The following is a 12,639-nucleotide window of genomic DNA, read 5'->3' as shown; positions in this document are numbered from 1 at the left end:
GTCTAGTCGTCGTCCGTTGTCCGACCCTCCATTCTCTTCATTTTCTCGCGCAGGGTCTTGCGGTTGATGCCCAGGACCTCGGCGGCGCGGGTCTTGTTCCCCCCCACCATGGAGAGAACGTTCTTGATGTGCTCGAACTCCACCTCCGCCAGGGAACGGTTGACGCTGCCCTCGCGGGGCAGGGAGAAACGCATGGAGTCGGGCAGATCGGCCAGCTCGATGGGATCGTGGTCCACGATGACCACCAGCCTCTGGATGAGATTCTCCAGCTCACGCACGTTCCCGGGCCAGGTGTGCCGCCGAAGGGCGGCCAGGGCCTCGTCGGTGAAGCGCGGAGGCGTGCGATGCATGGAGTGGGCGAAACGGCTCAGGAAATGGTTGATCAGGACCAGGATGTCGTCCCCGCGCTCGTGCAGCGGCGGCACCGGGATGTCCACCACGTTGATCCGGTAGAACAGGTCCTCGCGAAAGCTGCCCTCGGCCACCAGGCTGCGCAGGTCCTTGTGGGAGGCCGCCAGGATGCGGGTGTCCACCTTGTGCACGATGGACGACCCCACCTTGCAGAACTCCTTGGACTGGATGACGCGCAGCAGCTTGGCCTGCATGTTGGGGCTGGCGTCGCCGATCTCGTCCAGGAATATGGACCCGCCGTTGGCGATCTCGAAGAAGCCCGCCCGTCCGTCCTTGGCCCCGGTGAACGCGCCCTTGACGTGGCCGAACAGTTCGGACTCCACCAGGGAGTCCGGGATGGCGGTGCAGTTGACCGGCACGAACGAGGCCGTGCGCCGGGCGGAGTTGTAATGCACGGCGCGGGCCACCAGCTCCTTGCCGGTGCCGGACTCACCGCTGATGAGCACGTTGGCGTCCGTGGCCGCAGCCTTGCCGATGCGCTTGAACACCCGCTCCATCTCGGGAGAGGTGCCGATGATGCCGAAATTGTCCGGCGGGGTGTCCGAGGAGGCCAGCACGCGCCGCCGCTGCAGCCGCTCCACGATGCGCGACACGGAGGTCAGGAGCTCCTCGGTGGTGAAGGGCTTGGCCAGGTACTCGCCCGCCCCGTCCTTGATGGCCTCCACCGCGCCCGGGATGGACGGGTAGCCGGTGATCATCATGATGTCCGTGTCCGGGAAGTTGGCGCGCACGTGCTTGATCAGGTCCAGGCCGGTGGACTCCGGCATGCGGTAGTCGGTGATCACGAGGTCGATGTCCAGCCCCTCGAGCAGGGCCACGGCCTCGTCCACCCGCGAACAGGTGAAGACCTCGTATCCCTCCGGCTGGAGATTGCGCTTGAGCACCTCCAGGGTGGCCTTAGAATCATCAACCGCCAAAACGCGTATCCGGTCACTCATTGATCAATCGCCTTGCTGATGGTGGAACAGGGAAAGGCCACCTCCACGCGGGTGCCTGTGTCCGGCGAGCTCTCCACCTGTATGAACGCGCCGTGGGCCTTGACTATCCCGTGGATGACCGAAAGTCCCAGCCCGGACCCCTTGTCCACCTCCTTGGTGGTGAAGAAGGGGGTGAAAATCTGCTTGAGCACGTCCGGGGTCATGCCGGTTCCTTCGTCCTCCACAATGAGATAGACGTCCTCCCCGTCGCCCAGGGTGCTGATGAAGACCGTGCCGCCCTCGGGCATGGCCTGCATGGCGTTGACCACCAGGTTGACCACCACCTGCTTGATGTGTTGCGGATCGGCCATGATCCGGGGCAGGGACACGTCGAAATCCCGCACGATGCTGATGTCGCCCCGCATGGCCCCGGACTCGGTGATGCGCAGGGCCTGCTCCACGGTGTCGTTGAGGTCGATGGGGGTGAACTGCGGCGGGAGCTGGCGGCCGAAAAACATGAGCTTGCGGATGATCTCGCGGGCGTGCAGGGACGAGTCCACGATGTTGTTCAGGTCCGTGACGAGCTGCTTGGACAGTTTCGGCGTCTGCAGGGCCAGCTCGGCAAAGCCGAGGATGTTGGCCAGGGGCTCGTTGATCTCGTGGGCCACCCCGGCCGAAAACTGGCCGATCTTGGCCAGCCGGTCGGACTGGCGAAGCTGCCGCTCCAACTCCTGCTTGGCCTCGCGCGTCTCCTTCTTGGAGATGGTCACGCAGATCTGGCGGGCCGCCGTGGCGAACAGGTCCATCTCGTCCTCGAGAAAAGCGACCCCGTTCCCGGAGGTCTCCCTGACGGCCATGGTGATGGACCCGCGCTTCTCGTCGTTGATCCGGATGGGCTCCTTGATCATGTGGTCCGTCTCGGCGAATCCGGGGGTCTCCCACACCCGGCGGTCGAGCTTCAACCGGATGAAGGTCTGGGCCGGGTTCTGAAAACCGGAAGGCAGCAGGTCTATCATCCGGACCAGCAGTTCATCCAGTTTCACGGAGGCGTCGCCGGACAGGAGGCTCAACTCGTACAGGCAGTTCAGTTCCTTGTTCCGTTCGATCAGGGCGAACCGCTCGCGCAGCAGCCCCTTCTCGCGCAGGACCAGGTCGGTCACGTCCTGGCCCACGCAGAGCAGGGAGATGACCTCGCCGTTGGAATCCGTGAGCGGCTTCAGGTTCCAGTTGACGTAGACCACGTCCCCGTCCTTGGCCCGGATGACCCCGGCAAAGGCGGTGATCCCCTGTCCATGCGCCGATTCCAACAGGGCGCGACGCGCCATCCTCCGCTCACCCTTGGGGATGAAGGTGGTGAACCAGTCCTTCCCGGCCAGCTCCTGCATGGTGTAGCCCGACATGGACTCCAGCTCGGAGTTGCCGTGGATGATCCCCCCGTCGAGATCCAGGGTAACCACGATGCCATGGCTGAGTTCCATGACAGTGTCGTAGTAATTCTGGAGGTTCATCATGTATCCCTCATCCTATCAAAATATAATGATTTTATAAATCAGTAAAGCCTTCCGTGCCCCGGTGAGCGCGGTCCGGCCGCCAACGGGCTGCCGGACCGCGCTGCAACGCGGGTAAGGAGTATTGCCTTGATTGCTAGTGACTCAGCTTCAAGCCCCATCCCTCGAACAGGAAGAGGATGGCGAAGCCGTACCACAGGGTATAGAACACATAAAAGGCCAGTGAGAACGCGACCAGACCGACCTCGTCCATGATCTGGACCGGTTCAACCCCAAAGTAGTTGTAGGCGGCCTCCACGGCCTTGGACTGCACCGTGCCCACCACCTTGGCGGCCTCGAACTGCTTCTGGGACTTCAACGACTTGTCCAGGAGCTTCAGGCTGGTCCACCAGTTGTACAGAGAACGCCGGGCGTCGAGGCTGTACTTGGCGGTCACCGCCGCGCCGTCATTGGCGTACATGTACGCCGAATCGGCCAGGCTGGCCTTGAGGATGGCCCCCAGGCTGCCCGTGACCTTCAGCCCGGTCCCCGAAGGAACGGCCGTTGCCCCGGCAGCGGCAAACAGGAGGGCGGACTGCGCGGCCTCGGCCTCGCTGGCGTAGGTCATGTCCACGGACACCTGCTTGGCGTCCAAGGCGGATGCCTCCTCCGTCAGTTGCGGGATGTAATTGATCGATCCCTTGGAGATGGAGTTATACAGATTGTCCAGGTACTCCATGGCGTTGTGCCCGCTGAAGATCGGCTGGAACATGAAGAACAGGACCACGAAGAAGGCGATGAGCATGGCCCCGCCCCCGTAGAATTCCTTCTTGTTGTAAATCATTTTAAAGCACCTCCGTTCTCTTGAGGGACCGGATGTTCATCAGGAAGGTCCCGATGACCCAGACCGAGAATCCGCCGATGACGACGAAAAACGCCCATATGCCGATGTCGTTGAGCACCGCCCCGAGGCCCGGCGAGATGGAGATCACCCCCATTTCCCCGAGCTTGGCGGGCAGGGCGAATATCCGGTTCACGAAACCGGCCAGCACGGCCATGGCGTAGAAGCCGCGGATGGTGATGCCGGGCACGACCTTGGTCACCAGGGCGCCGATCTGGATGCCCAGAAGGGAACCGATGAGCATGCCCATGGCCAGGGTGTAGAAGATGAAGCCGTAGATGGCGTACTGGCTGATGGAAGCAAAGCCCGCCGTGAAAACGATCTGGAAGATGTCGGTACCGACCGTGGTCATGGAGGACACGCCGAGCACGTAGACGAAGATCGGGAAGGTCAGGAAGCCGCCGCCCACGCCCATGATACCCGCAGCCAGGCCGACCAGCGCGCCGGACAGGACCAGGAATATCCAGGAAATCTGGCGACCGCCGGGGATCAGGTCCTGGTCGAACTTGACCATGGGCGGGAACTTCATGGCCTGGAGGTTCTTGGACAGCCCGCCGATGTCGGCGCCCTCGCTGCCGCCGTGGGCGTCGCCGCCGCCACCGGCCTTGCGGGAGCGCAGGTAGTCGGACAGGGCGTAGAAGCCCAGGAAGCCGAGCATCAGCGAGTAGACCGTGGTGATGAATGCGTCGGACAGGACCGGGTTGATCTCGTACAGGACGCGGTTGATCACCCCGCCCGCCGTGGCTCCGATGATCGCTCCGACGAGGAAGACCACGGCCAGGGGCACGGACACGTTGCCGAGCTTGCGGTGGATGACGCTGCCCATGATCGCCTTGGCGAAGATGTGGAACAGGTCGGTGCCGACGGCCAGGATGCCCTTGATGCCCGCACTCATCAGCGCCGGGGCGATGATGAAGCCGCCGCCCGCGCCGATGCAGCCGGTGATCAGGCCCGCGCCCATGCCGATGGCGATGGACACCATGAAGATGCCCACGGAGTAGAAGGCCGGGCTGTAGGCCTTCTTGCCGCCCAGCAGGTCGGGCAGGACCGGGCCGATGTCATCGGCGAAGGCGATGCCGCCGAGAATAACGGGTATGAGCATCAGCCCGATGATGAACAGCCTTTTCCGGCTTCCCATGATGGTCCGTGCGTTGTCGATCTCCCACTTGGCGAGCGCTCCGGCCCCCGCCATCATGAATCTTCCCCATTCGTTGAAAAATCGCATGACTTCCTCGCTTGTCTGGTTGTTTTTTCCCCGAAGCACTGCCCTAGCGGGCGCCCAACTCCAGGTTGTGTTTTCTGCGCATGGCGCCGTCCTCTATCTTGGCCGCCAGCTCATCCAGGTTGACCGGCTTGAGGAGGTAGTCGAACGCCCCCATGGCCAGGCTGGATATGACGATGTCCGTGTTGGCGTGGGCGGTGAGCATGATCACCTCCACCGCCGGATGGCGCCGCTTTATCTCCTGAAGAGTCTTGATCCCGTCCATGCCCGCCATCTTGATGTCGAGCAGGACCACCTCCGCCTCCTCCGCGTCCAGGGCGGCCAGCGCCTCGGCCCCTCCGCCCACTGTGCGGATGGAGAAACCTCGGCGGCCGAGCCGCTTGCCCAGGGTCGCGGTGTAGTCGACCTCGTCGTCGATGAGCAGGACCCGGATACCGTTCATGCGTCCGCTCTCCTTCCCCCCAAATGGAGAGTCTTGATGAGCAACCGCTCGAAATCGATGGGCTTGGACAGATACCCTTCAGCCCCCAGTTTCATGCACGCGTCGCGCGCTTCCTCGCTGCTGTGTCCGGTGAGCATGACCACCGGCATATCCGGAGCCATGAGCTTGAACACCTTGAGAATTTCCACGCCGTCCATACCCTCGAGCTTGAGATCCACGATGGCCACATCGAAGTCGTCGCTGTACAGGATGCGGATGGCCTCCTCGCCGCTGGCCGCAGGCGTGGCCGACACGCCCCGGCGGGCCATGCGCTTGCACAGCACCTCGGCGTATCCGGTCTCGTCATCCACTATGAGCAGTCTGACGTTCGGTCGGCATGTCCCGTTCCAGGTCACGGCGTTTCCTCCCCCTAGCCCATGCGCTGGGCTATTTCGCTGACCCGCGCTTCCACGGCCTCGCCGTCGTGCTCCTGCTTGAGGGCCACGGCCTCGAGAATCTTCTTGTTCAGGTCCTCGAAACTGCACGGCTTCATCAGATAATCGAAGGCGCCGAACTGCATGCCCTCCACGGCCGACGGCACCGTGGCGTGGCCGGTGAGCATGATTACCTCCACCAGCGGGTAGGCGTCCTTGATCTCCTGGAGCACGACCAGGCCGTCCTTGCCCGGCATCTTCATGTCCAGGATCACGACCTGCACGCCCGGGTTGTCCGCGAGCCGCTGCATGGCCTGGTCGCCGTTGAAAGCCTGGAGCACGGCCATGTTCCGCTTCTCCAACCGCTTGGCCATGGTTTCAACGAAACCGACTTCGTCATCCACAATAAGGATGGTTGCATCAGTCATGGTGCATCTCCTGTTGTCTTGCCTGTTGATCGACCGGCGGCGGGAACGGCAACCGGACCGTAAACCGGGTGCCTTCACCCACCGTGCTTTCCACTTCTATGTCACCACCCATCTGGTGGATGATTCCGAAACATATGGACAGGCCGAGGCCGGACCCCTTGCCCACCGGCTTGGTGGTGAAGAAGGGATCGAATATCCGGCCCAGGTTGGCCGCCGGGATGCCGGGACCGGTGTCCGCCACCACCACGACCGCCTCGTTTCCCTCGCGCCCGCAGGTGATGGTCAGGGTGCCGCCGTCGGCTTCCATGGCCTGGATGGAATTGTTGACCAGGTTGAGAAATACCTGCTGCAGTTCGGACATGGACGCGGCCACCGTCGGCAGGGTCGGGTCCATGTCCAGGGAAAAATCCACGTGCCCGTATCGGGCCCGCTGCATGGAGAGCTCCACCACCTCGCGCACCAACTCGGGCAGCGACACCTGGGTCACGCGCGGATCGGTCTGGCGGGCGAAGCTCAGGAGCTTGTGCGTGATGTCCTTGCACCGCCGCCCCTGGGTGACAACCTGGTTGAGGGCCCGGTCGACCTCGCCCCTGGAGGGCATGGGCGGGGCCTCGTCCTTCATCAGGTCGCTCACCCAGCCCGCCTCCTCGATCATGATGGCGACGGGGTTGTTGATCTCGTGGGCGATGCCCGCAGCCAGCTCGCCGATGGCGGCCAGCTTGCCGGTCTCCACCATCTGCCGGTTCATGAACTCGGACTCCCGGTCCATGGCCCGGCAGCGGCTCACCAGCTTTCGGGCGACGAACACGGCCATGGCCACGATGCCCATGCCGCCGAGGGCGAAGATGACCAGGACCACGTATTCGGTGCGGGCCATGTCGGAAAAGGCGTCGGTCACGTTCTGCTGATAGACGAGCTTCCACTTGCCCCCGTTGAGCGGGGAGGAGACCGTGACGTAGGTCTCATTGTCGCTGCCGTGGGAGTGGCGGATGGTCACACCCTTCTGGGCCTCGGCAAAAAGGATGGTCTCGCCGGGGGTGAGGACCAGCTTGGAGCCCAGGTCCTCGTGGGGCTTTGTCTGGAACACGCCCCCGTCGTTCAGGATGTAGGCGAACCCGGTCTCGCCGATGCGGATATTCTCCACCATGTGGCTGAAGGACAGGAAATCCACGGTTGCCCGCAGGGTCCAGGGCTTGCCGCCGGTGACGTTGTTGATGGTGATGATGAAGTGCGGAGACTGGCGGAGACCCTCGAACACGTCGGAAACAGATGCGTCCCGGCCCCGGGATTCCCGGTACCAGTCCGCCTCGGAATAATCGGCGCCCAACAGGTCGTAGGGCCCGGCGTAGGCCACCTGGCGACCGTCCTCGTCGATGACCCCGAGGTCCACGAAGATGCGGCCATACTGCAACTGCATGCCGCGCAGGGTCTTGGTCAGGAAATCGCCCGAGATCAGCTGCTCGTAGGAATAGGCCGTGTTCAGGTACTGAATCTCGTGCAGCTTGTCCCCGAGGAATGCGTCGATGTGGGTGGTGTGCTTGTCCACCACCTCGGAAAGATGGGAGTAGACCTTTTCACTGTATATGGACCGGAACTGGTCGAAGATGACCCCGCCCACCAGGATGAGCGGCGCAAGGGAGACCGTGATGACCGTGAGCACGATGTTGCGCGTCAGTCTGTCGTATGAAGTGGTCTTTTCCGGGTGCATGGCATACTCTCGTTGGGACCGGTCGCGCCGCCTGCGCGACAACGCCGATACCGGCCCATACAACCCCATGAGCAAGCCGTGTGCCATTGCGGGAAAATACGTACCTGTTGCGAATAGTGCCACCGGTGCATCCACCTAATTGATTTTATTCAACTTGCTACATCAATGAATCAATTTCTCCCACTTGCTTTCCCGCAAACCGGAAAGACCGGTGCGGAATGAATCACGCAAAAGCGGTACATTTCGTACCGGTGAGACCTTTTGTACCACCTCCCCCATATCACAGAAATACCCGCTTGGCACGGTCTGAAGGGGGGTGGCGCGAAAAAGCGGGGCGTTTCGACCCACACTTCGCCCAACACCTTGCGGGACGTGAATTTCCTGCACGAATTATTTTTTGGATAGAGCCGACCAGGTTCCCGCATTTCGCCGACAACACGGCGATATTGATGAGGAAAGTTTTTTTGCCTCTGCTGCGTCCGGTAGCGGATAAAAAGGGACCGGTCGGCAGCATTGGCATGTACATTGTAACGCTCCGGGCATGTCCGCCCCCGAACAACGAACCATTCCCGTGCGCGTCCTGCTGGTGGACGACGACCAGGGCTTCACCGACGTGCTGCGCCGGCGTCTTGTCCGGCGCGGCCTGACCGTGCGCACCGCCGGGGACGGGGGAGAGGCCTTCTCCATGATCGAGGCCGAGCCCTTTGACGTGGTGGTGCTGGACGTGGGGTTGCCGGACGTGGACGGCATGCAGCTGTTGCGGGCGATAAAGCGGTGCTCCCGTTCCATAGAGGTCATCGTGCTCACGGGCGGCGACACGGGCACCCTGGAATCGTTCCGCGCTGGTGCGTTCGACCTCTTCAACAAGCCTGCCGGGGCCGACGTCCTGGCCGACAGGATCATGGAGGCCGCACGGTCCCGTATCGGCCGCACCCCCGAGACCGGCTGACGCCAATGGTCACGCCCCCGCCCCGCCAGTGCAAAAGTCGGGGTAAAAGGGTGTGGTTTGCCCACGCCTTCCCGCCTTCGTTATGTATGGTATACGAAAGGGACCAAAGGGGGATGACCATGGAGTCCATGCACCACGAAATTCACGAGTACCGGGCGGGCTTTGCCCGAAAGCCGGTCACGTCCATCCGCGAAGTGCCGCTGACCATCGTGCTCAACGGACGCGAGGTGGTCACCCTGCTGTGCACGGCCAAACGACCGGAATACCTGGCCGTTGGATTCCTCAAATCCGACGCCTTCCTGTCCAGCCCTGACCAGATAACCGACCTGACCGTGCGCGAGGACGAGAACCGGATCGTGGCCGAGGTCGAGACCTGTCACGACCCCTGGAAGAACCGGGTCATGGAGCGGTCCATCACCTCGGGCTGCGGCAAGGGCACCAATTTCGGGCGCAACGTGGCCACCATCTCCAAGCGGCGGCTGACCGGGGACGTCCGGATCACCCCGGAACAGGTCCTCGCCCTGGCCAAGGAGCTGCACGAGCGCTCCACCCTCTACAAGATGACCCGCGGCTGCCACAACTCCGCCCTGTGCACGCCCGACAAGATGCTCCTCTTCCGCGAGGACATCGGTCGGCACAACGCCATCGACATGATCTGCGGCCAGTGCTTTCTGGACGACGTGTCAGTGGACGACAAGCTGATCGTCTCCACCGGCCGCGTGGCCTCTGAAATCCTGCTCAAGGTGGTCCGCATCGGCATCCCGATGCTCTGCTCCACGGCAGTGGCCACCAGCTTCTCGGTGGACCTGGCCCGCAAGACGGGCATCACGCTCATCGGCAACATCAAGGAAGACAGTTTCTGGGTCTACAACGACGCGGGCCGCATCGTCGGATACTGACCCCGGCGGTGATTCCTTCCTCCGTCACGGCTTTTTGCAAAAAATCTTTTATTTATTTTTCCTCTCGGAACAGGCTGGTATTCCGGCCTTTATCAATCCAATTATGCCCTTTTTGGCATAATTAGGTATTAGATTATCATGTCATTTTATCTAGTTAGGAGCTATGGTGTCAAAGCTTGAGCAAGTGCCGGACCTTTGGCAAGATGCGGTACGCACCATAGGTTTTCCCTGACGAGGAAAATACCCAAAAGGAAACCGCCATGGAACAGAACCTGCTGGACAAGAAACTCACCCAACTGCGGGGCAAGTCCTATATATCGGAAGAACTGATCGACCTGCTGGACACGGTGACCCACCTCCAGTTGGAAGAACTCGGCCAGGCGGACATCAGACTGCCCGCCGACAACCAGTTCGCCACCGCCGAAAACGTGATCCAGGGCGTGCCCCTGCTCGGGCGGGGCAACTTCCCCTATGACGCGAGCCAGGCCGAGGCGCTCCTGGACAAGGTGATCGGTTTGCTCGGGAACGTCGGCGGTCCGCTGGCCGACGGCGCTGCCGTGGCCCGCGCGGCCCTGGACTCCGGCGAACTCAAGCCAGCCGAGTTGTTCCAGAAGTTCCTGGAGGACGACCACGAATACTTCGCGCCCTGGGTCGAGCGCATGCCCGACGCCCCCAAGACGCTCTCTTTCCTGGCATTCTGCGCCCTCGGCCCGTCCATCGAGGCCGCGGCCCGGATGCTGGCAGACAAGCTGCCGGACGTGAAGGTCCCGGAAGTGGGCACCTGTCCCATCTGCGGGTCCCTGCCGCTCATATCCTCCCTGGAGCAGAAAGAGGGATTCCGGCACGCCACCTGCTCCTTCTGCCGCCACCACTACCGCATCAAGCGGATCGCCTGCCCGGTCTGCGGCGAGGAAGACCAGAAGAAGCTGACGTTCTTCACCGTGGACGAGGAGCCCGGCTTCCGGGTGGATGTCTGCGAAACCTGCAAGACGTACATCAAGACCATCGATTTCCGTGAACTGGACCGGGTGGCCGTGCCCATATTGGATGACCTGGATTCATTGGCGCTGGATTACGTGGCCGCCAACCAGGGGTACAAGCGGGCGACCCTGTCCGCGTGGGGTTTTTAAACCGGGGGTGAACCATGCCCGCCTTGCAACTGGAACGCATGAACAATTCGCACGTCATACCAGCAGACTGCACGCCGGGAACACCCGGCGGCTATAATGCCCTGCTGGGTGACGACCAGGCCGCGCGCGACTACCTGCTCGGCCTGACCTGGCCCATGGGCGACCCGTTCTGCCCGCGCTGCGGCCACCGCAAGGTCTACACCCTGTCCGGCGAGCGGCTCCGGTGCGCCAGCTGCAAGTACACGTTCCAGCCCTTTTCCGGGCGGTGGATCAACTCCGGCGCCCTGTCCCCGTCCGAATGGCTGCGGCTCATCAACCTGTTCGTGGAGGAACAGTCCGTCCACCAGATGAAAAAGGCGCTCAACCTCTCGTACAACACCGTGTACAAGGCCCTGACCGCCATCCGGTTCGCCATCCTGGCCCACGCCATCGACGCCCGCCAGCTCCTGAGCCCGGCCACGGGGCTGGACTCCTACATCAAGGGCAACCGGCTGACCGGCGGCCCGCGCGAGATGCGCATGGACACCATCCCGGTGTACGGCATCCTGCGCCGCGACGGCATGGTCTTCGTGGACCTGGTGCCCGGCTTCCAGGCCGAGACCCTGTTCCACTTCCACATGAACTTCCACCTGAAGCTCATCCGCACCGGCAACCTGGTATACACGGACCGGTACAAGGAGTACCACGCGCTCATGTTCTGCGGGAACGACTCCCTGCCCTACGAGATCATCCGCCGCTATGACGAGCCGCCCCACATCGACGCCATCGAGGACGACTTCTGGCAATACGCCCAGTCCCGCATCAAGAAATTCCGGGGCATCTCCTGCCAGCGCTTCCCCCTGTACATGAAGGAGCTGGAGTTCCGCTTCAACAACCGCGATGAATGTCTGAACGAGATCCTGGCCGCGTACTTGTGTGCGCTCGTTCCGAGCGCGGAATAGGGTCGCTTCGGGCAGCGGGGCCTGAAGAAGCCGGGGTGAACACCCCGGCGGGAAATAACAAAAGGACGCAAAAAGCCTCCTGCAGATGTCGAACGGCAGGAGGCTTCGTTCATGGTTATACAACGTTTACTATGCGTTCATCTTCCGCCTCAGCCCGACGAATCCGATCAAGCCGGAGCCCAAAAGCCAAACTGCGCCGGGAAGTGGCGTCGGGGCCGTATAACTAAAAGAGACGAGCATGTCGGCAGCATAGTACGAACCTGGTGCAACCCAATAGCCGTCGCCATACGCAGCCCTTTCCGAATCATCCATATAGCGGCTCAAATTCCCGTTCCATGTATCAATGTTGGCAATCTGGTATGTACCGGAAAAATTGGTTTCCCACATGCCGGTGGTGGCATCTGAAAAGAACGTCTCGCCGCCATTCATGACCACTTTTCCAAGAAAACCGATGGGGCCTCCAGTATTGTGTACATTCCATGTCAGGACATGATTAACCGTGGGATCAAGGTCGACGTTCAGAGTCGTTATGTCGCCCATATAGCCAAGCGAGCTTTCAGCCGGAAGGGAAACAGCGACGCCATCGATTGAGAAACCCAGAATAGCGTTATCCGCGTTCATGACGATCATGCCCGCGTGCGCATAGGAGCTAATTGCCAGAACAAATAGAATTGCTTTAAACAAAACGACTTTCATTAGAACCTCACAGGAAACAACACTCAAGGTTTAATAACGGACCAGGACAATATGCACGAATCAAACCAGATAATATTTATTCCTTAAAAACAGCT

At 61.7% G+C, this 12,639-nt stretch carries 13 protein-coding genes; 4 read left to right on the top strand and 9 right to left on the bottom strand.

Annotated elements, in window-relative coordinates; translation table 11 throughout:
* Window positions 1-2: 2 nt before the first annotated feature.
* From OO730_RS13005 to OO730_RS12970, 8 genes are all read right to left on the bottom strand, one after another.
* Window positions 3-1,349, bottom strand: a complete 1,347-nt coding sequence (locus OO730_RS13005; RefSeq protein ID WP_264981902.1) for a sigma-54-dependent transcriptional regulator — start codon at window positions 1,347-1,349, stop codon at window positions 3-5.
* On the bottom strand, window positions 1,346-2,839 hold the full coding sequence (locus tag OO730_RS13000; RefSeq protein WP_264981901.1) for a PAS domain-containing sensor histidine kinase: 1,494 nt from the start codon (window positions 2,837-2,839) through the stop codon (window positions 1,346-1,348). The genes OO730_RS13005 and OO730_RS13000 overlap by 4 nt, the downstream gene beginning before the upstream one ends.
* Before the next feature lie 133 nt (window positions 2,840-2,972).
* Complete coding sequence (locus OO730_RS12995) at window positions 2,973-3,659, bottom strand: hypothetical protein (protein ID WP_264981900.1); 687 nt, start codon at window positions 3,657-3,659, stop codon at window positions 2,973-2,975.
* 1 nt (window position 3,660) lies between these two features.
* The gene (locus tag OO730_RS12990) at window positions 3,661-4,941 is read right to left on the bottom strand and encodes a sulfite exporter TauE/SafE family protein (RefSeq protein WP_264981899.1); all 1,281 of its coding nucleotides are present in this window, start codon (window positions 4,939-4,941) and stop codon (window positions 3,661-3,663) included.
* 43 nt (window positions 4,942-4,984) lie between these two features.
* Window positions 4,985-5,380, bottom strand: coding sequence for a response regulator (locus OO730_RS12985; protein ID WP_264981898.1), 396 nt, complete (start codon window positions 5,378-5,380; stop codon window positions 4,985-4,987).
* On the bottom strand, window positions 5,377-5,775 hold the full coding sequence (locus OO730_RS12980; protein ID WP_264981897.1) for a response regulator: 399 nt from the start codon (window positions 5,773-5,775) through the stop codon (window positions 5,377-5,379). The genes OO730_RS12985 and OO730_RS12980 overlap by 4 nt, the downstream gene beginning before the upstream one ends.
* A 14-nt stretch (window positions 5,776-5,789) precedes the next feature.
* Window positions 5,790-6,221, bottom strand: a complete 432-nt coding sequence (locus OO730_RS12975) for a response regulator (RefSeq protein WP_264981896.1) — start codon at window positions 6,219-6,221, stop codon at window positions 5,790-5,792.
* Window positions 6,214-7,929, bottom strand: a complete 1,716-nt coding sequence (locus OO730_RS12970) for a sensor histidine kinase (protein ID WP_264981895.1) — start codon at window positions 7,927-7,929, stop codon at window positions 6,214-6,216. Before OO730_RS12970 ends, OO730_RS12975 begins: the two co-directional genes overlap by 8 nt.
* 541 nt (window positions 7,930-8,470) lie before the next feature.
* On the opposite strand from OO730_RS12970, the gene OO730_RS12965 reads away from it, so the two are divergent.
* The 4 genes from OO730_RS12965 to OO730_RS12950 all read left to right on the top strand — a co-directional run bounded on the left by OO730_RS12965 (window position 8,471) and on the right by OO730_RS12950 (window position 11,848).
* The gene (locus OO730_RS12965; protein WP_264981894.1) at window positions 8,471-8,878 is read left to right on the top strand and encodes a response regulator transcription factor; all 408 of its coding nucleotides are present in this window, start codon (window positions 8,471-8,473) and stop codon (window positions 8,876-8,878) included.
* A 119-nt stretch (window positions 8,879-8,997) separates the two neighbouring features.
* Entirely contained in the window at window positions 8,998-9,777 is a 780-nt protein-coding gene (gene fdhD, locus OO730_RS12960) for a formate dehydrogenase accessory sulfurtransferase FdhD (RefSeq protein ID WP_264981893.1), read from the top strand.
* 260 nt (window positions 9,778-10,037) lie between these two features.
* Window positions 10,038-10,907, top strand: a complete 870-nt coding sequence (locus OO730_RS12955) for a formate dehydrogenase accessory protein FdhE (protein ID WP_264981892.1) — start codon at window positions 10,038-10,040, stop codon at window positions 10,905-10,907.
* 38 nt (window positions 10,908-10,945) lie between these two features.
* A complete protein-coding gene (locus tag OO730_RS12950; protein WP_456107267.1) occupies window positions 10,946-11,848 on the top strand; it encodes a transposase in 903 nt (300 codons plus the stop codon).
* A 129-nt stretch (window positions 11,849-11,977) separates the two neighbouring features.
* Here the strand turns inward: OO730_RS12950 and OO730_RS12945 are convergent, their stop codons facing one another.
* The gene (locus OO730_RS12945) at window positions 11,978-12,544 is read right to left on the bottom strand and encodes a VPLPA-CTERM sorting domain-containing protein (protein WP_264981890.1); all 567 of its coding nucleotides are present in this window, start codon (window positions 12,542-12,544) and stop codon (window positions 11,978-11,980) included.
* Window positions 12,545-12,639 lie beyond the last annotated feature (95 nt).

Origin of the sequence: Pseudodesulfovibrio portus (assembly GCF_026000375.1) — a bacterium.
In the GTDB taxonomy this organism is placed as follows: Bacteria; Desulfobacterota; Desulfovibrionia; order Desulfovibrionales; family Desulfovibrionaceae; genus Pseudodesulfovibrio; species Pseudodesulfovibrio portus.
This window is presented reverse-complemented; position numbering and strand designations above follow the sequence as displayed.

What these genes read in the sequence shown, in the direction of transcription:
- OO730_RS13005 (WP_264981902.1), bottom strand. Translation starts at nt 1,349, where the DNA reads ATGAGTGACCGGATACGCGTTTTGGCGGTTGATGATTCTAAGGCCACC.
- fdhD (WP_264981893.1), top strand. Translation starts at nt 8,998, where the DNA reads ATGGAGTCCATGCACCACGAAATTCACGAGTACCGGGCGGGCTTTGCC.
- OO730_RS12945 (WP_264981890.1), bottom strand. Translation starts at nt 12,544, where the DNA reads ATGAAAGTCGTTTTGTTTAAAGCAATTCTATTTGTTCTGGCAATTAGC.
- OO730_RS12970 (WP_264981895.1), bottom strand. Translation starts at nt 7,929, where the DNA reads ATGCACCCGGAAAAGACCACTTCATACGACAGACTGACGCGCAACATC.
- OO730_RS12965 (WP_264981894.1), top strand. Translation starts at nt 8,471, where the DNA reads ATGTCCGCCCCCGAACAACGAACCATTCCCGTGCGCGTCCTGCTGGTG.
- OO730_RS12955 (WP_264981892.1), top strand. Translation starts at nt 10,038, where the DNA reads ATGGAACAGAACCTGCTGGACAAGAAACTCACCCAACTGCGGGGCAAG.
- OO730_RS12950 (WP_456107267.1), top strand. Translation starts at nt 10,946, where the DNA reads ATGAACAATTCGCACGTCATACCAGCAGACTGCACGCCGGGAACACCC.
- OO730_RS12995 (WP_264981900.1), bottom strand. Translation starts at nt 3,659, where the DNA reads ATGATTTACAACAAGAAGGAATTCTACGGGGGCGGGGCCATGCTCATC.
- OO730_RS12990 (WP_264981899.1), bottom strand. Translation starts at nt 4,941, where the DNA reads ATGCGATTTTTCAACGAATGGGGAAGATTCATGATGGCGGGGGCCGGA.
- OO730_RS12985 (WP_264981898.1), bottom strand. Translation starts at nt 5,380, where the DNA reads ATGAACGGTATCCGGGTCCTGCTCATCGACGACGAGGTCGACTACACC.
- OO730_RS12975 (WP_264981896.1), bottom strand. Translation starts at nt 6,221, where the DNA reads ATGACTGATGCAACCATCCTTATTGTGGATGACGAAGTCGGTTTCGTT.
- OO730_RS13000 (WP_264981901.1), bottom strand. Translation starts at nt 2,839, where the DNA reads ATGATGAACCTCCAGAATTACTACGACACTGTCATGGAACTCAGCCAT.